This is a genomic window from Pseudomonas sp. MWU12-2029 (genome assembly GCF_023242425.1).
GTDB classification, from domain to species: domain Bacteria; phylum Pseudomonadota; class Gammaproteobacteria; order Pseudomonadales; family Pseudomonadaceae; genus Aquipseudomonas; species Aquipseudomonas kribbensis.
The window spans coordinates 443,205-464,052 of sequence record NZ_JALJDY010000002.1; the positions used below are offsets into that span (position 1 = coordinate 443,205).

General features: G+C 58.3%; 23 protein-coding genes and 1 tRNA gene. 13 read left to right on the forward strand and 11 right to left on the reverse strand.

The window, feature by feature from the left end:
- The first annotated feature begins 28 nt into the window (after nucleotides 1-28).
- Together M5B44_RS06895 and M5B44_RS06900 are read left to right on the forward strand one after the other, a co-directional pair.
- Nucleotides 29-442 carry a hypothetical protein gene (locus tag M5B44_RS06895; protein ID WP_085712753.1) on the forward strand — a complete coding sequence of 138 codons (414 nt, stop codon included), beginning with the start codon at nucleotides 29-31 and terminating at the stop codon, nucleotides 440-442.
- Between the two features lie 6 nt (nucleotides 443-448).
- Nucleotides 449-901, forward strand: coding sequence for a hypothetical protein (locus tag M5B44_RS06900; protein ID WP_248738638.1), 453 nt, complete (start codon nucleotides 449-451; stop codon nucleotides 899-901).
- A 70-nt stretch (nucleotides 902-971) separates the two neighbouring features.
- On the opposite strand, the gene gabP is transcribed toward M5B44_RS06900, so the two are convergent.
- Nucleotides 972-2,363, reverse strand: a complete 1,392-nt coding sequence (gabP, locus tag M5B44_RS06905; protein WP_085712751.1) for a GABA permease — start codon at nucleotides 2,361-2,363, stop codon at nucleotides 972-974.
- 551 nt (nucleotides 2,364-2,914) lie between these two features.
- Between gabP and M5B44_RS06910 the strand changes: the two genes are divergently transcribed.
- The 8 genes from M5B44_RS06910 (at nucleotide 2,915) to M5B44_RS06945 (ending at nucleotide 9,416) form a co-directional block, all read left to right on the forward strand.
- A complete protein-coding gene (locus tag M5B44_RS06910) occupies nucleotides 2,915-3,688 on the forward strand; it encodes an ABC transporter ATP-binding protein (RefSeq protein WP_007897462.1) in 774 nt (257 codons plus the stop codon).
- A gap of 13 nt (nucleotides 3,689-3,701) precedes the next feature.
- The gene (locus M5B44_RS06915) at nucleotides 3,702-4,451 is read left to right on the forward strand and encodes an ABC transporter substrate-binding protein (RefSeq protein ID WP_085712750.1); all 750 of its coding nucleotides are present in this window, start codon (nucleotides 3,702-3,704) and stop codon (nucleotides 4,449-4,451) included.
- A gap of 78 nt (nucleotides 4,452-4,529) precedes the next feature.
- Nucleotides 4,530-5,225 carry an ABC transporter permease gene (locus M5B44_RS06920; protein WP_114881079.1) on the forward strand — a complete coding sequence of 232 codons (696 nt, stop codon included), beginning with the start codon at nucleotides 4,530-4,532 and terminating at the stop codon, nucleotides 5,223-5,225.
- A complete protein-coding gene (locus M5B44_RS06925; protein ID WP_085712748.1) occupies nucleotides 5,222-5,911 on the forward strand; it encodes an ABC transporter permease in 690 nt (229 codons plus the stop codon). Before M5B44_RS06920 ends, M5B44_RS06925 begins: the two co-directional genes overlap by 4 nt.
- Nucleotides 5,892-7,127 carry a methyltransferase gene (locus tag M5B44_RS06930; protein ID WP_248738639.1) on the forward strand — a complete coding sequence of 412 codons (1,236 nt, stop codon included), beginning with the start codon at nucleotides 5,892-5,894 and terminating at the stop codon, nucleotides 7,125-7,127. The genes M5B44_RS06925 and M5B44_RS06930 overlap by 20 nt, the downstream gene beginning before the upstream one ends.
- Nucleotides 7,128-7,471: 344 nt before the next feature.
- Nucleotides 7,472-8,308 (forward strand): FkbM family methyltransferase, encoded by an 837-nt coding sequence (locus M5B44_RS06935; RefSeq protein ID WP_248738640.1) that lies wholly within the window; start codon nucleotides 7,472-7,474, stop codon nucleotides 8,306-8,308.
- Nucleotides 8,309-8,383: 75 nt separating this feature from the next.
- A tRNA-Thr gene (locus M5B44_RS06940) sits at nucleotides 8,384-8,459 on the forward strand.
- Between the two features lie 105 nt (nucleotides 8,460-8,564).
- Nucleotides 8,565-9,416, forward strand: coding sequence for a hypothetical protein (locus tag M5B44_RS06945; protein WP_248738641.1), 852 nt, complete (start codon nucleotides 8,565-8,567; stop codon nucleotides 9,414-9,416).
- A gap of 422 nt (nucleotides 9,417-9,838) precedes the next feature.
- Here the strand turns inward: M5B44_RS06945 and M5B44_RS06955 are convergent, their stop codons facing one another.
- Entirely contained in the window at nucleotides 9,839-10,264 is a 426-nt protein-coding gene (locus tag M5B44_RS06955; protein WP_248738642.1) for a type II toxin-antitoxin system HicB family antitoxin, read from the reverse strand.
- Nucleotides 10,265-10,790: 526 nt separating this feature from the next.
- On the opposite strand from M5B44_RS06955, the gene M5B44_RS06960 reads away from it, so the two are divergent.
- Nucleotides 10,791-11,057: a DUF3077 domain-containing protein gene (locus M5B44_RS06960; protein WP_248738643.1), complete on the forward strand. Its 267-nt coding sequence runs from the start codon at nucleotides 10,791-10,793 to the stop codon at nucleotides 11,055-11,057.
- Between the two features lie 58 nt (nucleotides 11,058-11,115).
- On the opposite strand, the gene M5B44_RS06965 is transcribed toward M5B44_RS06960, so the two are convergent.
- Together M5B44_RS06965 and M5B44_RS06970 are read right to left on the reverse strand one after the other, a co-directional pair.
- Complete coding sequence (locus M5B44_RS06965; protein WP_248738644.1) at nucleotides 11,116-11,826, reverse strand: SDR family NAD(P)-dependent oxidoreductase; 711 nt, start codon at nucleotides 11,824-11,826, stop codon at nucleotides 11,116-11,118.
- Nucleotides 11,827-11,875: 49 nt separating this feature from the next.
- Entirely contained in the window at nucleotides 11,876-12,094 is a 219-nt protein-coding gene (locus M5B44_RS06970) for a tautomerase family protein (protein ID WP_065257763.1), read from the reverse strand.
- Between the two features lie 379 nt (nucleotides 12,095-12,473).
- On the opposite strand from M5B44_RS06970, the gene M5B44_RS06975 reads away from it, so the two are divergent.
- Nucleotides 12,474-13,400 carry a LysR family transcriptional regulator gene (locus tag M5B44_RS06975; protein ID WP_115076202.1) on the forward strand — a complete coding sequence of 309 codons (927 nt, stop codon included), beginning with the start codon at nucleotides 12,474-12,476 and terminating at the stop codon, nucleotides 13,398-13,400.
- On the opposite strand, the gene M5B44_RS06980 is transcribed toward M5B44_RS06975, so the two are convergent.
- The 6 genes from M5B44_RS06980 to M5B44_RS07005 form a co-directional block, all read right to left on the reverse strand.
- On the reverse strand, nucleotides 13,317-13,634 hold the full coding sequence (locus M5B44_RS06980) for an AzlD domain-containing protein (RefSeq protein ID WP_007952614.1): 318 nt from the start codon (nucleotides 13,632-13,634) through the stop codon (nucleotides 13,317-13,319). The genes M5B44_RS06975 and M5B44_RS06980 overlap by 84 nt on opposite strands.
- The gene (locus tag M5B44_RS06985; protein ID WP_085608636.1) at nucleotides 13,613-14,329 is read right to left on the reverse strand and encodes an AzlC family ABC transporter permease; all 717 of its coding nucleotides are present in this window, start codon (nucleotides 14,327-14,329) and stop codon (nucleotides 13,613-13,615) included. Before M5B44_RS06985 ends, M5B44_RS06980 begins: the two co-directional genes overlap by 22 nt.
- Nucleotides 14,326-14,703, reverse strand: coding sequence for a GNAT family N-acetyltransferase (locus tag M5B44_RS06990; RefSeq protein ID WP_007952618.1), 378 nt, complete (start codon nucleotides 14,701-14,703; stop codon nucleotides 14,326-14,328). Before M5B44_RS06990 ends, M5B44_RS06985 begins: the two co-directional genes overlap by 4 nt.
- A 79-nt stretch (nucleotides 14,704-14,782) precedes the next feature.
- A complete protein-coding gene (locus tag M5B44_RS06995; RefSeq protein WP_114881035.1) occupies nucleotides 14,783-15,529 on the reverse strand; it encodes a 2OG-Fe dioxygenase family protein in 747 nt (248 codons plus the stop codon).
- Nucleotides 15,530-15,761: 232 nt separating this feature from the next.
- Entirely contained in the window at nucleotides 15,762-17,048 is a 1,287-nt protein-coding gene (locus tag M5B44_RS07000; RefSeq protein WP_085733304.1) for an OprD family porin, read from the reverse strand.
- 298 nt (nucleotides 17,049-17,346) lie between these two features.
- Nucleotides 17,347-18,015 carry a DsbA family protein gene (locus tag M5B44_RS07005; RefSeq protein WP_248738645.1) on the reverse strand — a complete coding sequence of 223 codons (669 nt, stop codon included), beginning with the start codon at nucleotides 18,013-18,015 and terminating at the stop codon, nucleotides 17,347-17,349.
- Between the two features lie 244 nt (nucleotides 18,016-18,259).
- Here M5B44_RS07005 and M5B44_RS07010 point away from each other — a divergent pair, with 244 nt between their 5' ends.
- On the forward strand, nucleotides 18,260-20,347 hold the full coding sequence (locus tag M5B44_RS07010) for a TonB-dependent receptor (protein WP_248738646.1): 2,088 nt from the start codon (nucleotides 18,260-18,262) through the stop codon (nucleotides 20,345-20,347).
- A gap of 64 nt (nucleotides 20,348-20,411) precedes the next feature.
- Here the strand turns inward: M5B44_RS07010 and M5B44_RS07015 are convergent, their stop codons facing one another.
- On the reverse strand, nucleotides 20,412-20,624 hold the full coding sequence (locus tag M5B44_RS07015) for a hypothetical protein (RefSeq protein ID WP_065257771.1): 213 nt from the start codon (nucleotides 20,622-20,624) through the stop codon (nucleotides 20,412-20,414).
- Between the last annotated feature and the right edge of the window lie 224 nt (nucleotides 20,625-20,848).

Sequence of the window (20,848 nt, forward strand, 5' to 3'; positions counted from 1 at the left end):
CCCTCCAACGCATCACGGAACACACACCATGGCTTCCGCCAACAAGCAGCAAAAACGCGCCGCCCGGGCCAAGACCAAGGCCAAGCAGAACCGTACCAAACGCGCCGAGGCACCGGTCGAGCTGGACCCGAACGACGACCGCATCGATTTCGAATCGGTGGACCTGACCGAACTGTTCAAGAAAATGATCGACGCCGAGAAGATCAGCCAGCAGGCCATGTGCACCGCGTTCCTCGAGGACCCGCTGCTGGAGCTGGTGTACGAGCAGGAAGGCGAAGAAGGCGCGATGGATTTCATCCTCGCCGCCCTGATCGAGTACCGCCAGTGGTCCACCGAGACCGACGAAGCCGGTGCCCTGGCGTGGATCGAGTCGCCTGATTTCCAGAAAGACTATGTGGCCGCGTCCGACGCGATCGCCGCGCAAACCCAACAGAAAGACTGAGTTCCCATGGCATCCCTGAACAAACAGCAGAAACGCGCCAAACGCGCCAAGGCCAAAGCCAAGCAGATCCGCATGGTCGGCCGCAAACCTCTGGCCCTGGATGATGACCACGGTCACCTGGCCGAGCCGATCCCGGAATACACCCTGGCGATGTTCAGCAAGATGCGCGACGCCGAAGCCGTCAGCCGCGACGACATGCTGCTGACCCTGCTGCGGGAGCTGGCGTTCATCATCGTCGACCATCCTGAACTGCTGGACATGGAAAACGCCGACGACGAAGGCATGGCTGCCACTCACCTGGCCGCCGACATGCTGATCGACTACCGCATGTGGGCCGATGGCATGGATCGCGAGACGGCTCAGGCCTGGTTGAGCGAGCCGCAGTTCATCACCGATTTCGGAAAGGCACTGGACACCTACGGCCAGTCGCTCGAAGCGCAGGAAGAAAAGAGCGAATAAACCTCGCCCGCAAACAAAAACGGCCGCTTGTCATCGCTGACAGCGGCCGTTCTGCATTACGCGATACGGATCAGTTCAACACCACCGCACCACGGTTCTCTGCCTTGCGACGACGCGCCACGAGCATGCCGGTCGCGACAACCACCAGGCTCAGCAGGCCGGTCGCGAGGATTTCCACGCGGTGGGCTTCCTGGAACAGCATGATGGTCAGGGCGGCCACGATGAACACGATCACCGCATAGGTCAGGCCCGGGAACAGCCACATGCTGAAGACGATTTTTTCGCCGCGAGCCATACGTTGTTTACGCATGCGCAGTTGCGAAATCGCGATCACCAGGTACACCAGCAGCGCAATGGCGCCGGAGCTGGCCAGCAGGAACTCGAACACCGCAGCCGGGGCCACGTAGTTGGCGAAGGTGCACAGGAACGCCGCGCCAGTGGACAGCATCACCGCCCAGTAAGGCGTGCCGCTCTTGTTGGTGCGAGTTGCCATGGCAGGAGCATCGCCACGCTTGCCGAGGGAGAACAGCATGCGCGAAGAGGTGTACAGCGCCGAGTTCAGGCAGCTGGTCACAGCAACCAGAACCACGATGTCGACGATCATCTTGGCGTTAGGGATGCCCATGCGCTCAAGCACAGTCTGGTAGGAGCCAAGGCTGGCCAGCGCTGGATCATTCCATGGCACCAGGGCTACGACGATGAAGATCGATACCAGGTAGAACAGACCGATCCGCCAGATCACCGAGTTGGTGGCCTTGGAAATCTGCTTGCCAGGGTTCTTCGATTCCGCGGCCGCGATGGTCACGATCTCGGTACCCATGAAGGAGAACATGGTGGTCAGGATCGCGCCCAATACCGCGCCCAGGCCGTTTGGCAGGAAGCCTTGAGTGTCGAAGATGTGCGAAACGCCGCTCACCTGACTGTTCGGCAGGAAGCCAAAAATCGCTGCCACACCCAGAATGATGAAACCGATGATCGCCACGACTTTGAGCAGGGCGAACCAGAATTCGAACTCACCGTAGTTTTTTACGCTGAACAGGTTGGTCACTGTCAGCAGCATGGTGATGATCAGCGCGAAGGCCCAGATCTCCACACTCGGGAACCAGGCGTGCAGGATGGTCGCGGCGGCGTTGGCCTCCAGCGGGATCACCAAGACCCAGAACCACCAGTAGAGCCAGCCGATGGTGAAACCGGCCCAATGGCCGATGGCGCGGTCGGCATAAGTCGAAAAGGAGCCGGTATCCGGAGAGGCAACGGCCATTTCGCCGAGCATGCGCATGACCAGCACAACCAGCATGCCGGCAGCGGCGTAAGCCAGCAGCACGGCCGGGCCGGCGGCAGCGATGGCGTGGCCGGAGCCGACGAACAGACCTGCACCGATCACACCGGCGATCGACAGCATGGTCACATGACGCGGTTTGAGCCCCTGTTCGAGGCCATTGGAGCTTGGGGTACTGCTCATTGAAACTACCTTTGCGAGGAAAGCGATTGCGTCCGGCCCGTCTGGCGTTCCTTCTCGTAAAAAGAATCCAACGGGGCGTTCCAGATTCTGCACGCAATAATTGCGCCAAAATGTTTCAAAGTCTTCTGGCCCGCGGTTTTTAGCGCGACCGGACGGTCATCGCAAGTCCTTGAGAATACTGGCCTTTCGCCAAAGCGTTACCCTGCGACTCACTTTTCAAACGAACGGGCGCACCAGAAACACACTGAAAAAGTGCGGGATGCACAATAAAAGGGCGAATGAGGAACGTTCGGCCGGATAGCGCTTCCAACACCCCGCCAAAGGTGGCAACATCGCGCCTTTTTTTACGCGACACCCACGGGAATCAACGTTCAAACACCCGTTCGGTTGTTGACGGGGCGACAGTCTGCTGCGCTGATGCGACAACCTGCCACATGCCATCCGTTTACCGCTCGTAGCGCTGTTGGCTGCCATTGAAACGCTATGCTAGCTTGGCCGCCTCGCCAGGAAGGCCACCAACAGCTGGAGCGCAACATATATGAGGAACGCACATGGCTGAGGCCACGCCCGCGCTTGAAATCCGCAACCTGCACAAACGCTACGGACAGCTTGAGGTGCTCAAAGGCATCTCGCTGACCGCCCGCGACGGCGATGTGATCTCGATCCTCGGTTCCTCCGGTTCCGGCAAGTCCACGTTCCTGCGTTGCATCAACCTGCTGGAAAACCCGCACCAGGGCCAGATCCTGGTCGCCGGCGAAGAACTCAAGCTCAAGGCCGCCAAGAATGGCGAGCTGGTTGCCGCCGACGGCAAGCAGATCAATCGCCTGCGCTCCGAGATTGGTTTTGTGTTTCAAAACTTTAATCTATGGCCGCACATGAGCGTGCTCGACAACATCATCGAAGCCCCGCGCCGCGTGCTCGGCCAGAGCAAGGCCGAAGCCATCGAAGTCGCCGAAGCCCTGCTGGCCAAGGTCGGCATCGCCGACAAGCGCCACGCCTACCCGGCGCAACTGTCGGGCGGTCAGCAACAGCGCGCGGCGATTGCCCGCACGCTGGCGATGCAGCCCAAGGTGATCCTGTTCGACGAGCCCACCTCCGCCCTTGACCCCGAAATGGTCCAGGAAGTACTTAATGTCATCCGCGCATTGGCCGAAGAAGGCCGCACAATGCTGCTCGTGACCCACGAAATGGGGTTCGCCCGTCAGGTGTCCAGTGAAGTGGTGTTCCTCCACCAGGGCCTGGTCGAAGAGCAAGGATCGCCACAGCAGGTGTTCGAAAACCCGCTTTCGGCGCGCTGCAAACAATTCATGTCCAGCAACCGCTAACGGAGCTACCCGCATGCAGAACTACAAAAAGGTCTTCCTGGCCGCCGCCGTCTCCCTGGCGTTCAGCGCCGGCGCCATGGCCGAGACCCTGAAGATGGGCATCGAAGCCGCTTACCCGCCGTTCAACAATAAAGACGCCAGCGGCCAGGTTGTTGGCTTCGACAAAGACATCGGCGACGCCCTGTGCGCCAAGATGAAAGTCGAGTGCAGCGTCGTGACTTCCGACTGGGACGGCATCATCCCGGCCCTGAACGCCAAGAAGTTCGACTTCCTGATTTCCTCGCTGTCGATCACCGACGAGCGCAAGGGCGCGGTGGACTTCACCGACCCGTACTACTCGAACAAACTGCAGTTCATCGCGCCGAAAAACGTCGATTTCAAAACCGACAAGGACGCGCTCAAAGGCAAGATCATCGGCACGCAGCGCGCGACCCTGGCCGGCACCTGGCTTGAAGACACCTACGGTAGCGATATCCAGGTCAAACTCTATGACACTCAGGAAAACGCCTACCTCGACCTGACTTCCGGTCGTGTCGACGCGATCCTCGCCGACAAGTACGCCAACTATGACTGGCTGAAAACCGATGCCGGCAAGAACTACGAGTTCAAGGGCGACCCGGTCGTGGAAAGCGACAAGATCGGCATCGCCGTGCGCAAAGGTGACCCGCTGCGTGAGAAGCTGAACGCCGCATTGAAGGAAATCGTCGCCGACGGTACCTACAAGAAGATCAACGACAAGTACTTCCCGTTCAGCATCTACTGATCCTGACGTGCGGGACCTGCGCCGTGATCCAACGGTGCAGGCTCCCGGCCTTGCCTGCCGCGATTTGAAAAGAAATCCATGATTATCGACCTCTACGGATTCGGCCCGGCGCTCGCCGCCGGCGCGCTGATGACCGTCAAACTGGCACTTACGGCCCTGTGCCTCGGGCTGGTGCTCGGTCTGCTCGGCGCCCTGGCCAAGACTTCCCCGTACAAGCCGCTGCAATGGCTTGGCGGCACTTATTCGACCCTGGTGCGCGGCGTCCCGGAATTGCTCTGGGTACTGTTGATCTACTTCGGTACGGTCAACGCCATGCGCGCACTCGGAGAGTTCTTCGGCAATCCCGAACTGGAACTCAGCGCCTTCGCCGCCGGCGTCATCGCGCTGGGCCTGTGCTTCGGCGCCTACGCCACGGAAGTGTTCCGCGGCGCAATCCTCGCCATTCCCAAGGGCCACCGTGAGGCCGGCGTGGCCCTGGGCCTGTCGAAATGGCGGATCTTCACCAGGCTGATCATGCCGCAGATGTGGCGCATCGCCCTGCCAGGCCTGGGTAATCTGTTCATGATCCTGATGAAAGACACCGCGCTGGTGTCGGTCATCGGCCTGGAAGAAATCATGCGTCACGCACAGATCGGCGTGACCGTGTCCAAACAGCCGTTCACCTTTTATATGGTCGCTGCCCTCATGTACCTGTGCCTGACGGTACTGGCGATGACCGGCATGCACTTCCTGGAAAAACGCGCCGCCCGCGGCTTCGCGAGGAGCGCTCAATGAACTGGGAAGTCATCATCAAGTGGCTGCCGAAACTGGCGCAGGGCGCGACCCTGACTCTGGAACTGGTGGCCATCGCAGTCATCGCCGGTCTGCTGCTGGCAATTCCGCTGGGCATCGCCCGCTCTTCGAAGCTGTGGTATGTGCGCTCGCTGCCCTACGCCTACATCTTCTTTTTCCGTGGCACACCGTTGCTGGTTCAACTGTTTCTGGTCTATTACGGCCTGGCGCAGTTCGACGCGGTACGCAGCAGCGCGCTGTGGCCATACCTGCGCGATCCTTTCTGGTGTGCGACCGCGACCATGACCCTGCACACCGCCGCCTACATCGCCGAGATCCTGCGCGGTGCAATCCAGGCTATTCCGCCGGGTGAAATCGAAGCGGCGCGGGCGCTAGGCATGTCCCGGCCGAAAGCGCTGTTCTACATCATCCTGCCGCGCGCCGCCCGCATCGGCCTGCCGGCCTACAGCAACGAAGTGATCCTGATGCTCAAGGCCAGCGCCCTGGCCAGCACCGTGACTTTGTTGGAACTGACCGGCATGGCGCGCACGATCATTGCCCGCACTTACCTGCCGGTGGAGATCTTCTTCGCTGCCGGCTTGTTCTATCTGGTGATGGCCTACGTGCTGGTTCGCGGTTTCAAATTGCTGGAACGCTGGCTGCGCGTCGATGCGTGCCAGGGACGCTGATTCTTCTTACGTGCTGATGGGCGAGGACCTACTCGCCCGTTTCACCGCACTGGATACATTTCTCACAGCGCATCAGACGCTGTGGAAGCCTCGCCCGTTTACTCATCTGCAACTTCCCTGGGAAGCGTCCTGCCCGGAACTGTCCGCGTGGCTACGTGGACGCTCGCTGGAAGATGCGGAAAACGCCCACAACAATCCTGCCGAACTCTTTGATGCGCCGGAGCCGTTTGCTTCATTGGCGGCGTTGTCGCTTGAGCTGAGTGTGGTGGGTGAGTTGCCCGCACACTCACTGGAAGCCGCCAGCCATCGCCTGAATGTCGATGTACCGGGGCGCAAATGGCGGCAGATCGAGGCCTTCGCCAGCCGCTTGTCGTTTGCCTCACAACCGAAGCACTGGCTGGATTGGTGTTCGGGCAAAGGCCATTTGGGGCGGCGCCTGCTCGGCGCTGGTCAGCAGCTCACATGTCTGGAATATGACCCGGCGCTGGTCGCCAGTGGTCAGGCGCTGAGTGAGCGTCATCACCTGCATGCGCTGCATGTCGAGCAGGATGTGCTCGCGGCGGACACGGCTTTATTGCTGAACACCGAACACACACCTGTCGCCCTGCACGCTTGCGGCGACTTGCATGTGCGCCTGATGCAACTGGCTTCGGCGACTGGATGCCGACAATTGGCGATCGCACCATGCTGCTACAACCGGATCAGTCGCACTGAATATCAGCCATTGTCCTCCGCAGGTTCGCGATCAAACCTACAGCTCTCACTGGAAGATCTGTCCCTGCCGATGAGCGAAACCGTCACCGCCGGTGCCCGCGTCCGACGTCAACGCGACACCTCCATGGCCCGCAGACTGGCTTTCGATTTGCTGCAACGGCAAGTACGCGGCATCGACGAATACCTGCCGACACCTTCCCTGCCGATCGCATGGCTGGAAAAACCGTTCGCCGACTTCTGCCGCGACCTGGCAGCGTTGAAAGAGTTATCCACAATCGGCGAGCAGGATTGGCCGGCACTGGAAACCGCCGGTTGGCAGCGATTGGCCGAAGTTCGTAACCTGGAATTGCTCCGCGGACTGTTCCGACGCCCGCTGGAACTTTGGCTGAATCTTGATCGGGCACTTTTCCTCACCGAGCAGGGATACGTTGTACGTCTCGGCACCTTCTGCGAAGCGCCGCTCACACCGCGCAATTTCCTGCTGCTAGCGGAATGCGTTTAAATCTTTACAGCCTGTGGATAACTCTGTTGATGGAATTCTCGTGGATCCAATATCCACGCCTGTTTCAAGCCATTAACAGCCTTGGTCATTTTTTGTTCACACAAATAAAAAACCGGTAAAACAGGGATTTGCGCATCAAATGAGAACCCGTCCACAAAATCCCCTCTAAGCCCGCTCTCTTCAAAGCCCGTTGTGCATAAGCCCCCAAGCAAAAGGACATAACCGCCGAATCGCGGACGGGGGGAACGGAAAATTGCACCTGCCAACCACCCTTGCTATACAGGCTCACACCGTGCCGGCAGCGCACGCACGAACAAGAAGAACCTGACCGACAGGGAGCGACCGTGACGTTCATCTCTTACGCACAGAATTTCGAAGACATCCGCCTGTGGCGCGCCCTTAAATTCTTCGAGAATGGCTTCTATATAGATGTCGGCGCCAACGACCCGACCCACGATTCGGTGACCAAGGCGTTCTATGATCGCGGCTGGAGCGGCATCAACGTCGAGCCGATGCAGAACTTCCACGACGCCCTGCGCCAGCAACGCCCCCGCGACACCACGCTGCAATGCATCGCCAGCGATGAACCCGGCGAAGTGACCTTCTACGGCATTCCCGGCACCGGCCTGTCCACCGCCGACCCGGTCACCGCCCAGGAGCGTCGCGACCTTGGCCTCGATGTGCGCAGCCTCACCGTCAAGGCCCGCACCCTGACCTCGATCTGCGAAGAACACGTCGCCGGCCGCGAAATCCACTTCCTGAAAATCGACGTCGAAGGCCACGAAGAAACCGTGCTGCGCGGCATGGACTTCGTCCGCTTCCGCCCGTGGATCATCCTCATCGAAACCCCGTTCGAACGCGACCACACCTGGGAACACCTGATCACCGACGCGGGCTACACCAACGTCTGCTTCGACGGCCTCAACAGCTACTTCCTGGCCGACGAACACCTGAACCTCAAACCGGCCTTCGACATGCCGCCCTGCCAGCTCGACAACTTCCAGCTATGCCTCGGCCACCCCTTCGCCCACCCTGTCAGCCCCGGCGAAGCCGAAGCCCTGGCGCAAATCAGCGCCGCCACGCAACGCGCCGAACACGCCGAAGCCCAACTGCGCGCCCTCCAGAACAACCGCGCCTGGCGAGCCATCCAGAAACTGCGCAACGTCCTGCGCCGAGCCTGATCGAAGCCCGCGCAAAAATAGTCAGAATTCAGGGGTTTACAGAACCAACCCAGTCGCTATAATCGTCGCCCACACGCCGGTATAGCTCAGATGGTAGAGCAACTGACTTGTAATCAGTAGGTCCCGGGTTCGATTCCTGGTGCCGGCACCATACAAAACGAAGGCTCGCAGAAATGCGGGCCTTTTGTTTATCTGCATTACGTAACAAGGCATTCTGGAATCCGTCAAAAGCTACGGTATCGCCTGAGGGACACCAATGAAATGGAGCTTCGATTGGAAGTATCTCCTCGCCACAGCGCTGGCGATTGCGAGCCTCATGTTCCCCGTCTACTTATGGCAGTCTGACCTTAAAGCACACGACATTTCAGTGCGGTTGCTCTCATCGTCCTCACTCCAACCCTTCGCCACCTCAAAAATTTATGATGTAAAAATGACGGTAAATGGTGTCGAACTAGTCAATCCGTATTTTTCAATATATGAGCTTGTAAATTCTGGATCCAAACCGATTCTCAACTCTGACTTTGAGTCACCAATCATATTCGCTGGAAATAATGGCCTTACTTTTGTAAGCGCCCGCGTTGACCTCACTGAGCCTAAAGACATCCCTGTAAAAGTCGGGGTCGAACCGACACAAGTCACTATTGCACCTTTTCTCTCAAACCCCAATGACAAGGTCTTTTTATCAATAATCACGTCTGGTCCAAACCCAGCTATCAGCGTAAAAGCGCGGATTGCAGGGGTACGGGAGATCACGATCGTAGATTCATCCGTAGCTACTGCTAGTCCAATAAAACTTGTTATCTATTTTATTTTCTGTGTAATCGCCTTAACAACATACTTCACTCACGCATTCATTTTCTCTAAACAATTAGCCAGATTGTTTAATCATGGCCTCGCCCTAGCGTCAATGCTGGGGTGTGGGCTGGCTGGTGCTATGTCTATGAGAAAATTCATTGACGAGCTTGGTTTGATAACTGGAGGGCTGGAAAGAAATGAAAACTGGTTCATCGCCAGCTTTCTAGTGCTCAGCATTGGTGCCGCCTATGTGATCAAGAGATATTTCTTGCGTGCCGATGATTTATACGCAAAAAAAAACCTAACCGACTAGCCCTGGGGAGTAACTCGATACCCTACTCCTAAGTATTGACGCTAGGTTTCTGTTGATTCAAAGCGATTTATAAATATCCAAATTTGGTTAAAACCAAGAGCGCCTGAAACCGGTTTATTTTGGGTATATCTCAGCGGCGTAGCAGTGAACATTGTCCTAGGGTAATGCCTCTCTTACCCGCCCTTCTCGATTCAACTCTTGTCTGATATTGCTGGGCAAGGCTTCACGAAAGCAATTTGTGAAACGCCGGCCTCCGCCAGTGCTACTGCATTTGCGGAGAACGGCTCCTCCGTAACACGCGATGCCTTTGCAGACTTCATCTGAAGTACAGAGTCCAGCAAGTCCTTCCGAAACTGCTCCAGCTCATCGACCATCGCTATCTCATCATCCAATTATTTTTCTCCAACGCTCAGTTGGTGAACCTACGCAGCCTCAACCGAAAGCAAAATCCGGCGCCCAAGCTGCTGCAATGCACGCTCGACATTCTCTATCTTGGAGTGATGTAGGAAATCGACCAACCGATCTACCTGAGGTCGTTGCACACCTAAGCGTCGTGCCAGTTCAGCCTTGCTCACCCCAAACTCCAAAAGCGTATTCCAGAGCCCAACCTTTGCCGCAGTCAGTGCAGGCAGACGCAATACCGCGTCACTTTCCTGTTCTCCCGCATCACCTGTCGGAATCAACCGGCGATCATCAACGTAGATCGACAAGGCTGTTTCCATTGCATCAATGGCGCCGTCGAGTGCTTCCTCGAGGGTGTCGCCAGCGGCGTGCATCTCTGGAATTTCTGCGCAGGACAACCAGACACTGCTCGGCTCCTCGTGGACTTCCAACGCATATTCGAACATCACGTTTCCTCTCATGGGGTACAAACTCAGCCTCACCCTTGTGGCCTAGCTGCATCGCCGAAGCTCAATGTCGCTTATCCGCATCACGCGCTATTTCAGCAGAGAGACCGTGCAAGATATTTGTTACCCATGCAACATAAGTGTTGCATGCGAGTATGTCTGCCTACCGCCACCACCTGGCCACGATTGCGCACATCCCTCTCCCACGCTACCGTCAAACCCGTCGCTGCCAATTCAGCGACCGGGCCTGAGAACCCGCGTAAGATGCAGGCGCACCAGCGCCCCAACCCACGTTTGCCGGCGTTTTTTTGTGCCTGCATTTCCGTGCAATGGCGGCTGTGCGTGGGAGGTCTTCGGACCTGCCGGGTTCCTGTATCTCCGGTTTCTCAGCCTGCGCATAGCTGCCACCCTTTCGCCTGAGAACGAAGTGGCAGCGCTCATTTGATACAGGGAGTTTCACAAATGATTAGCATCGATCCGTCCAGAGTCTGCCCTTTCCATCTTCCAGCAAACGGTAGGTGAAGCCATGACCCGTCCACACGATCTGAAAACCCTCGGCCTCACCCATTTTTCCTTCCAGTCCAACCACGCACTCTTCCGCACCAATTCCGGCGTCCCGGTCGCCACCGCCCTATCCCACGCGTCCCATCTGCTCCACATTTCCAAACTGCTCACCTCGGATACCTCTGCCGCCAACGATCCGGAACTCCACGCCTGCGCTTCGCAATACTTGCAGGAGTTGAGCAAGGCGCTGGTCGATGACGCGGTCAAGGTGCTGAGTCCAGATCCATAAAATGTCGCCCACAAAAAAGCCCTCGCATCGCTGCAAGGGCTTTGTGTTACCGGATCAATCAGTGCCCGGCGCTCTGCCCACCATCCACATGCAGAATCTCGCCTGTCACAAACTTCGCCTTATCGAGATACACCACAGCCTGCGCAATGTCGTCAATCTCGCCCATGTGCCCAACCGGATGCAGCGCGCCCAGTGCCGCGTGGGTTTCCTCGCCGTGCATCGGTGTCTTGATGATGCCCGGTGATACCGCGTTCACCCGGATCCCGCGCTTGGCGTATTCGATGGCCAAGGATTTGGTGGCGGCGTTGAGGCCTCCCTTGGTCAGTGACGCGAGAACCGAGGGCACGCCATCTACCGCATGGTCGGTCAGGCTGGTGGTGATGTTGACCACGTGGCCCTTGCCCTGTTTTTCCATTTCGGCGATGGCCAGTTGGGTGATGTAGAAGAAGCCATTGAGGTTGACCGACAGCACCGCGGCGTAGTCTTCCGGGGTGTAGGTGGTGAACGGTTTGGCGACGAAGATGCCGGCGTTGTTGACCAGGGTGTCGATGCTGCCGAAGCGTGCCACGCCTTCGCTGATCACGCGCTTTGCGGTGGCCGGATCGCCGATGTCACCGGCGATAGTCAGGATCTGCGGGTCGTTCGACGGTTTGATCGAGCGCGAAGTGGCGACGATGTTGTAGCCCAGTTCACGGAAGGCCTTGACCATGCCTTCACCCAGACCTTGGGAGGCGCCAGTGATGACGACGGTTTTTTTTGAATTGCTCATGATGAAATCCTCAACAGATTGATGGTGATCGACAAGACAGCGGGCGCGGTCAGGACTGATTCCGCTCCGCCAGTTGCCGGCGGTATTCGGTGGTGGTGATACCGGCGTAGCCCCAGTTATCGGTGTCGACTTCTTCGATCACGATGTGGGTCAGGTCCGGGCGTTTGTTGAGGACGCGTTCCAGGGTCTCAGTGATTTCGGCGATAACCTGAGCTTTTTGCTCACGGGTAACACCGTCGCGGGTGATGCGTACGCTGACAAATGGCATGACGACGACTCCAGTGACCTGCCCTCGGGATGATGGTCAGGTGTTGGAGCTCAATTTAGGCGTGAGCCGGGAGGGGAAAAAGTAGGGGTGGGGTACTTCATTTGTGAGGTGGTGTAATGAATAGTCTGTAAAAATCGCGCCAAAATTCCTTTGAAAATCCGCCCAAACGCACCCAAACCGTGCACTTTTTTTGACCCCAATCACCCCCGCGTCACCAAAAACCCCGATCCTGTGTCAGCCTCCAGCCATCGGCGGGGACATCAATTCGCTACTAATTGCGCGACAACTATGCTCAGGTACAGGAATATAGCCGGCAAATGGAGCCGTTCAGGCCGTCACGTACACAACAATACCCAGCCCACTTCAGAGGGCATTACCCATGGATAGCAGAACCTTACGCAACCTCATGCGCATCGTGCAGACCGGCTCCTTGTCGGCCGCAGCCGAGCATTCGTGCCTGACCGTGCAGGCCCTGGCCGCGCAGTTGAACAAGGTCGAAGAACAGTTCGGTTTCCGCTTGTTTCGCCGTTCCAACAAAGGTTTGACGCTGACGCCGCAAGGCACCGAGCTGACGCCTTATATGGACAGAGTGCTGATTGCCACGCGGCAGATGGAAGAGAAAGTCGAAGCATTGAAGGTGCCGGGACAGCGCACGTTGAAAGTGGCGTTGAACACCACGCTGGACCCGGACTTCAACCGGCGATTGATCGGACGCCTGATCGATGTGTTCCCCGACTACCAGATGGAATTCAGCTACGCCGAGTCGATGGAAAATCTCAGCAAGCTGAAGAACGAAGACTTCGACCTCGCGGTGCTGATCGGCCCGCAGCGTCCGGGGTTGCCGAGCATTGTCCTGCCGGATGTGCAGGTGCAAGTGGTCGGCGCGCACTGCGGTCAGGAGAACGATCCGCTGACGTTGCTAGGCAACAAGTTTCAGGTGCGTCCTGCAGAAGATTGCCCGTATTCCCACAGCTTTTTGCGTTTTCTCGACGCCGGGCTGGGTAATCACGAGAACAGTCAGCGGACGATTTATTCCTGCAGCGAAACGCTGACCCTGTCGCTCATCACGCAGATGGACGCCGTCGGCATGGTCTCTCGCGAGGCCGCGCAGAAGAACGGCCTGACGATTTTCCCCGGGTTCGAGGATTTCCTCGAAGTGCGCCTGGCGGTGAACAACCCGGATCTGTCCGGCCAGGCGTTGAACGACGTGGTCGATCTGCCGCTACATGAACGAGCCGAGCGCAATGTACGCAGCCGTCCCAACCGCCACACTGAGAAAGAGGTTTTTGCTGAAATACGCACATAACAGCGTCGGAATCGCTGCATAGAATTCCGGGCGGTCGAGCTGTATGTGCTGATCCTTGATCAACAAGGGTGTCAGGCTGATCGCAGCGACGATCGCCACCGGCAGGTATTCCAGCGCCCGGGCGACGAAGGGTGGCCAGTGCTCGGTGTTGACCTGCAGCGGTAGCGCCCGTGGCAGAAAGGTCACGGCCATCATCAGCGCGACCACCAGAATCAGGAACGTTTGGTCAGGCATACACCCACTCCGCAGCCCACAAACGTGGCGATGAAAACGTTGAACGGCGAGCTGCCCACCAGGCTCAGTGCGCCCATGCAGACCACTGCGGCCAGGGCGGCGATGAGTTTGTTGCGGGTGTTGCACAGCGAGACCAGCACATAAAGCATCATCGCAGTCAGCGCATAGTCGAGCTGATACTTGATCAGGTGCGAGGCGTACTGCGCGCACAGGGCGCCGAGCAATCCGCCGATCACCCAGGAGGTGTGGCAGAACAGGTTGAAGCCGATCAGATAACGGATGTTCACCGGCGCACCGGTGCCCAACTTGACGCTGTGGAAGGCGAACGATTCATCGGTCAGGCCGCCGGCGTAGCACCAGCGCTCCATGCGGCTCAGGCCCAGCGCCCGCAGGGCCTTCGCCATGTAGACCGACATCAGCATGTGCCGCGCGTTGATCAGAAACGTGGTCAGCACGATGGTGGTCAGCGACGCACCGCTGCTGATCAGCGCCAGCGCCGCGAATTGCGAAGCCCCGGCATACACGAACAGACACATTGCCACCGGCAACCACAACGGCAGCCCGGCGTTGACCGCCATCAGCCCGAACACGAACGACACGGTGAAATAACCGGCCACCACCGGGCTGGCTTCGGCAAACGTGCGCGACGGCTGACGGTCGACCATCAGCGGCGCACTGCCGGATGTTTCATTCATAGATCCCTCTCAAATGTCCGTTCGCCGTGAGGTTCGCAGAAACCCTGGGCAGTCCAGAAACGCTTGCCCGCGAGGTTAGCATCATCGACGAACAGGAACATCCGCAGCACACCGACCCGCTTCATGTCGGCCGACGCCGCTTCTACCAGTCGCTGGCCGACGCCCTGGCTGCGATAGCGCAGGCTGACCGCCAGATGGTTGATGGTGCCGCGACTGCCGAGCATGCCGCCCAGCACCGCCCCGACGATCTCGCCTTCAACATCGAAGGCCAGATACGCCGTGGTGGTTTTCTGGATCAGCACGCCGCGCAGGCACTTGGCGTCCTGCCATTCACAGAACGACACTTCGTCGAACTGGCGGAAGAAACGCTCCATGCGCTGCGCGTCCTTGGCCGTCGCGCGCCGCAGCACCACCGGCGTCGAACATTCGACGCCGTCGATTTGGGTGATCTGATTAGCGAACAATGTCGAAAGCGGTCCCGGGCCGCGAGAAGGAAATCGCCAGAATCTGCCGGTACGCCATGGCATGGGAATGGGTGTTGCGCGCCGGTGTCACGTAGTGGCGCATGTCGCGGTCGAGGAAGTAAGTGGTGTCGAGGATTTCCTGGTAGGTGGTCGACGCCAGTTGCTGCTCGTGAATGTCGTACAGGCGGCTTTCGGCACCCTCGACATTGTTGCGACCCCAGAAGTGCACACCGCTGAACGGGTAACCGTCGCAGTGAATGCCTTCCGGCGTGATTTCCAGTTGTTTGCCCGGTTTGATCTCGATGCGGATCTGATGGATCTGGCATTGCCAGATTTCATCGTGCAGCTCTTCCGGCAGCACGCTTTTGTACACTTCGAAATCGGTGTCGATCAGGCTGCGCATCACGGGCGATTCGATGACTTCGTCCGAGAAGTCCTGGAAGTGTCGCACCACACCGCCCACGTAGGCGTTGTTCTCCTTGGACTGCACGTATGCGCGGTGTTCCAGCTGCTTCAGCTCGCGCGTCTTGGGGTTGTATTCAAAGTCGCTGTAACGACGGTAACGCATGCCGGCTTCGGCCTGACCGTAGTAACTGTCAGGCTCCATGTTTTCCCAACTTTTGGTCAGTCTGACGAAGTCGGCGAAATGACCGTAGAGATTGAAGTCAGCACCCTGCACATTGGCGTACTTGTCGCGCCGTAGCGATTCGCCCACTTCTCTGGTTAAAACGATCATTACCAAATTCTCCGCTGCATTGAGCGGCCTAATCTATTAGGTGGAGAATTTGCGTCCATGAGAAAGAATTTCAGGCATTTAAAGCCCTGTTTGAAACGCGATTTGAAACGGCTTGAAAGTGCATTTCAAATGACAAAAACACGGGTTTTCATGTTTTTTTCAGAAAAATCGTCAAAAAAAAACCCCGAACCAGTCGGGGTTTTTTATCGCTTTTCGCGGGTTCAACCGATCATCAGAAGATGTTGATCGGGTAATCCACGAACACACGCAGCTCGTTGCCGCTGACGTTGTATTCGCTGGACTTCTGCGACACACGCAGGATCGAGCTACGTACTTTCACGCTCAGGTCTTTGGCCGGGCCGCTTTGCACGACGTACTTGAACTGGTTGAAGATTTCGCGCTCGGTGCCGCCTTCGCTGGTGGACGTGGTGATGTTGTCGCCACGTACGTACGCGAAGTTGTAGCTCAGACCCGGTACGCCGAATGCGCCGAAGTCCAGGCCGTAGCCCAGTTGCCAGCTGCGCTCGTCTTCAGCGTTGAAGTCCGACCAGTAGGAGTTAGCCAGGTAGATGGTGTTGCCACCGTCACCCACGCGACCCTGACCTTTCTGGTAGCCGCCGTAGGCGTAACCCAGGTTGCTGTCGCCGGTGGAACGCTGGTGCGCCACGGTGAACGAGTGCGGGCCGGTGGCGAAGGTCGCTGCCAGGCTCCAGATCTTGTTGTCGTCGCCGGTCACACCGTTTTCGCGGACATAGGAGTTGTCCAGCTTGGTGCGGTAACCGTTGAAGTCCAGGGTCAGGGACTGATCCTTGTCGATCGGGAACACGTAGTTGGCGTTCACGTATTGCTTCTTCAGCACGTCTTCGACGTCGGAAGCGTACAGCGCAGCCTTGAATTGTTCGGTGAACTGGTAGCTACCGCCCAATACGTTGATCGACTTCAGACCACCGCTGTCACGGCCTTCAGCGCTCTTGCGCGACTCGGCGGTGAAACGACCGGCATCCAGTTGCAGGCCTTTGATCTCTTTGGAAGTGATCAAGGTACCGGTGTAGCTTTCCGGCAGCAGACGCGAGTTGTCGTAGTTCAGCACCGGCAGGGCCGGCATCTGGTCACCGTAAGTCAGGGTGGTGTTGGACAGGCGGAATTTCACCGCCGCGCCGCCCTTGGACAGGTCGTTGGCCGGTTTGCCGCTGTCGCCCTTCTTGAAGAAGTCGATGCCGCCGGCGCCGCTGCGATCTTCGCTGCGCTCCAGGTTCAGGGCGTACAGGCCGAATGCGTCAACGCCGACACCGACAGTACCCTGGGTGAAACCGGACGAGAACGTACCGATGGCCGCCTGGCCCCACTCGGATTTGTCCTTGTTGCCGTCTTTGTAGTCACGATTGATGTAGGCATTGCGCAGCAGCACTTTGAGGCTGCTGTCTTCAACAAAACCCTTGGACTCGGCCTGGTCGTTAGCCATGGCCTGAGTGGCGCTCAACATCCCCAATGCGATCAGACTGATCCGCTTGTTCAACATTTTGTTTTCCTTATTACGGGTTGAAACGCGCTGTGTCGAACGGCTGAAACGGCGCTTGATGCACTCTTTTATTCACCCCGAAACAAAAAGGCCCGCTCAAGACAATGTCATGGCGGGCCTGCTCCTGATTTTGAGTCATGGCGGTTAGCCACAGGCGTTGGGCCGAATCGTAGCCGCGCCCTGAACAATGTGTCAATTTCAAGAATCGTCTTTAAATAGGCAAAAATCGTCTAATAAAAGTAAATTTTTCGAAAGCTTCGTGCGGGGAAATGCCTGTAGTCAGGGATTTGATGCCCGGTCACGCACAACCGTCGAGGCCACAGACCGGCAGGCCTTGCGCGTCGGGTGCCGACGGAATCGACTCGCTCAACCATTGTGCAAACGCCTGCGGTTTGCCGAGCCACGGGCCGATATCGATCAGGGTGAACTGGCCGTCCTGTTCCAGCGCGAAGGTCGGGAAGCCTTGGCCACCAAGTTTCGCCAACAGTGCGCGGCTGTTCTTTATGTGTTGATCGGTGTCAGTCGCTTTCAGGGTTTTGAGGAACGTGTCCGCCTCGTAGCCCATCTCTACCGCGCACTCCACGAGGACGGACTCATCGGCAATTCGCCGGCCTTCTACATAGTGTGCGGTTTGCAAACGACCCAGCAGTTCCAGTCCACGCCCATCGATGCTTTCTGCTGCCATGACTGCGGCAATCGGCGGAGCCGAATCAAATACAGCCGTGTGATCACGCAACAGGCCTTCGAAATAGGCTTCGCCGAACGGCTGCCCGGTGTACTCGGCAATGCGCCGGTCGTGAGGCATTACATAATTGCGCAGTTGCGGTGAAACGCTCTGGCGGTTGGCACCCGTCATCATGCCGCCAGCGTGGCCGATTACCGGCAACACTTGCTGTGCGGCCTGGACTAAAGGTTTGGCGCCGTAGCACCAGCCGCACAGAGGGTCGTAAATGTAGTGAAGGATCATCTGAAAACTCCGGGAAATCGATGGCAGCCACGTTAGTCCCTCGGCGGTTGCGGAAAAACGCCGGAATGGCTTTCAGTCTGTTTCGGCAATCGGTCGAATGCCGTCGTTATCCGCGCAGATACAAACCAGAAACAAATTGACACAATCAAACCACGGAACTTTTCCGGAATAATTAACGGAAGCAAATGCAAAGCATTACCATTCGCGCGCTCGAATTCTTCCACCCTTTCGGATGCGCTTTTCAATGCCTGCCCCGTTCCGTCTCACGCCCGTCACGCTTGGGCTTTCTGCCTTTTTGTCCTCCGGTTTCGCTTACTCCGCGACCGAGCTTCCTGCCACGTCGATCAGCGCCGAAGCGCAGGCCGACGACCCGCGCGTAAAGGTCAGCAACACCGCGACCCGCACCTCCACCCCGGTGCGCTACGTGCCGCAGGCGATCGACTCGATCAAGACCGCCAACGTCGCGGACTACGGCATCAATGACATCGAAGACGCCCTGAGCGGGATTCCCAACGTCAGCGGTGGAGGCGACACACGCTTCGACAGCCTGCGCATCCGAGGTTTCGATGCCAGCAACGACTTCTATCTGGACGGCATTCGCGACGACAGCCAGTACAAGCGCGACCTGCACAACATCGAACGCGTTGAGGTGCTCAAGGGCCCCGCTGCCGTGCTGTACGGCCGTGGCAGCCAGGGCGGGATCGTCAACCGCGTCAGCAAGGCACCCGAGGCCGGCCGCCGCTCGACCCTCGAGGCCCAGGGTGGCAGCGAAGATCTGCGCAGTCTGTACGCCGACCTCAGCGCTGACCCGAGCGAGAACATCAGCCTGCGCCTGAACACGGGCAACATGGACGAAAACAGCTTCCGCGACGGCGTCAGCGGCAACCGCAAACTGTTCGCGCCATCGATGAGCTGGCAGCTCACGCCTGACCTGAACTGGCTGGTGCAATACGAATACAGCCGCTACAACCGCACGCCGGATCGCGGCATTCCCGGGGTCAACGGGCGTCCGGCCGACGTTGGCCGGGACACGACCTACGGCAACGACCACGACTTCATCGACGACAAGACGCAATCCCTGCGCTCGCGACTCAGCTATGAACTCAACGACAACTGGCAACTGCGCCACACGCTGGGTGTGTTCAAGCTCGACAGCGATTTCGACAACACCTACCTCACCGGTTTCGACGCGAAAACCAACAAGGTCACCCGCCAGCACTGGCAACAGGACCTGACCACCCGCAACGTCTACAACAACGTCGAACTGGAAGGCGGATTCGACACCTTCGGCCTTGAGCATCGTCTGCTGACCGGGATCGAAACCGGCAGCCAGCGCCGCGACCCGACGCTGTACAACGCGGCCACCGGCCGGGGCACTCAGCCGGTGCCGTCGCTGGATCTATACAACCCGGATCGCAGCCAGCGCCACACCGGGCGCATGCAGGTGTCGAGCAGCAGCCACACCGAAGTCGAAAGCCGCGCGATCTACGTTCAGGATCAACTGCGCCTGAACGATCAGTGGCAACTGCTGGCCGGCCTGCGCTACGACACCTTCGACATCGAGTCGACCAACAAACTGCGCAACATTTCCGAAGACCGCGACAGCCACAGCACCAGCCCGCGCTTCGGCGTGGTCTGGACGCCGTTGCAGAACCACTCGTTCTACGCGTCGTGGACCAAGACGTTTTCGCCGGTCGGCGGCGGTTTGATCGGAATCACCCCGGGTGCGGCCGGCAACACCAACGACCTGAGCCCGGAGCTGACCAAGCAGAAGGAAATCGGCGTCAAGAGCGACTGGCTCGACGATCGCCTGAGCACCACTCTGGCGATCTACGAACTGGAGCTCTACAACCGCCGCACCACCGATCCAAACGACCCGACCCTGACCGTACTCAGCGGCCTGCAACGTTCACGCGGGATCGAGCTGACCGGCACCGGCAAGATCGTCGGCAACTGGTATGTGCGCGGTGGCGTCGGTGTGCAGGACGCGACCATCGAGAAGGACAACAACGGCCTGGAAGGCAAGCGCGTCAACAACGTCGCCAAGCACAACGGCAGCCTGTTCCTGACCTGGAAACCGGAAATGGGCTGGTACGGCGAAACCGGCCTGACCCTGGTCGGCCAGCGTTACGCCGATAACGCCAACACCACCGTGTTGCCGGGCTACGGTCGCTGGGACGCCCTGGTCGGCTACCGCCACAAGGACTGGGACCTGCGTGCAGCGCTGAACAACATCACCGACCGCGAGTATTACGCTTCGGCCACCAGCGCCTTCCAGATCCAGCCGGGCGCACCGCGCAGCCTGGTCATGACCGGTACCTACAGCTTCTGATTCGCGCCCATAAAAAAAGCGCTGCCATCCCGGCAGCGCTTTTTACAATCCTTGTTTGTTCTTCTTATCCTTCCATCACATCCCAAAGTGCATCCAGTTCGGCCTCGCTGAACAGGCCAGCGGGGTAACGCTCGATCATCATCCGGCGCGGATCAGGTTCCCTGATCTGACGCGTTCCATTGGACTTCAACCAGTGCGCGACAATCTGGAGCGACTCACTATTTACAGCCATGGGATGCAACGTCCGCTCGCTGATTACGTTCACTTCGGCGTTCATTTCAGCGCTCTCTCCCCGTTCGTGAGCGGCTACGTTATCCAAGGTTTATGACAGAACTGTTGAAGTTCTCCCCCCTCCCTAGTGCGTCATGAGCGATACAAGAGCTATGCCAACGTAATGAAATTGTCGACCGGCGGACATAAAGAAACCCGCAGTCCTGACGGGCTGCGGGTTTCTCTTCAAGCGTGGGCAACAAATGACTGCCCGGTCGATTTTCCAATCAA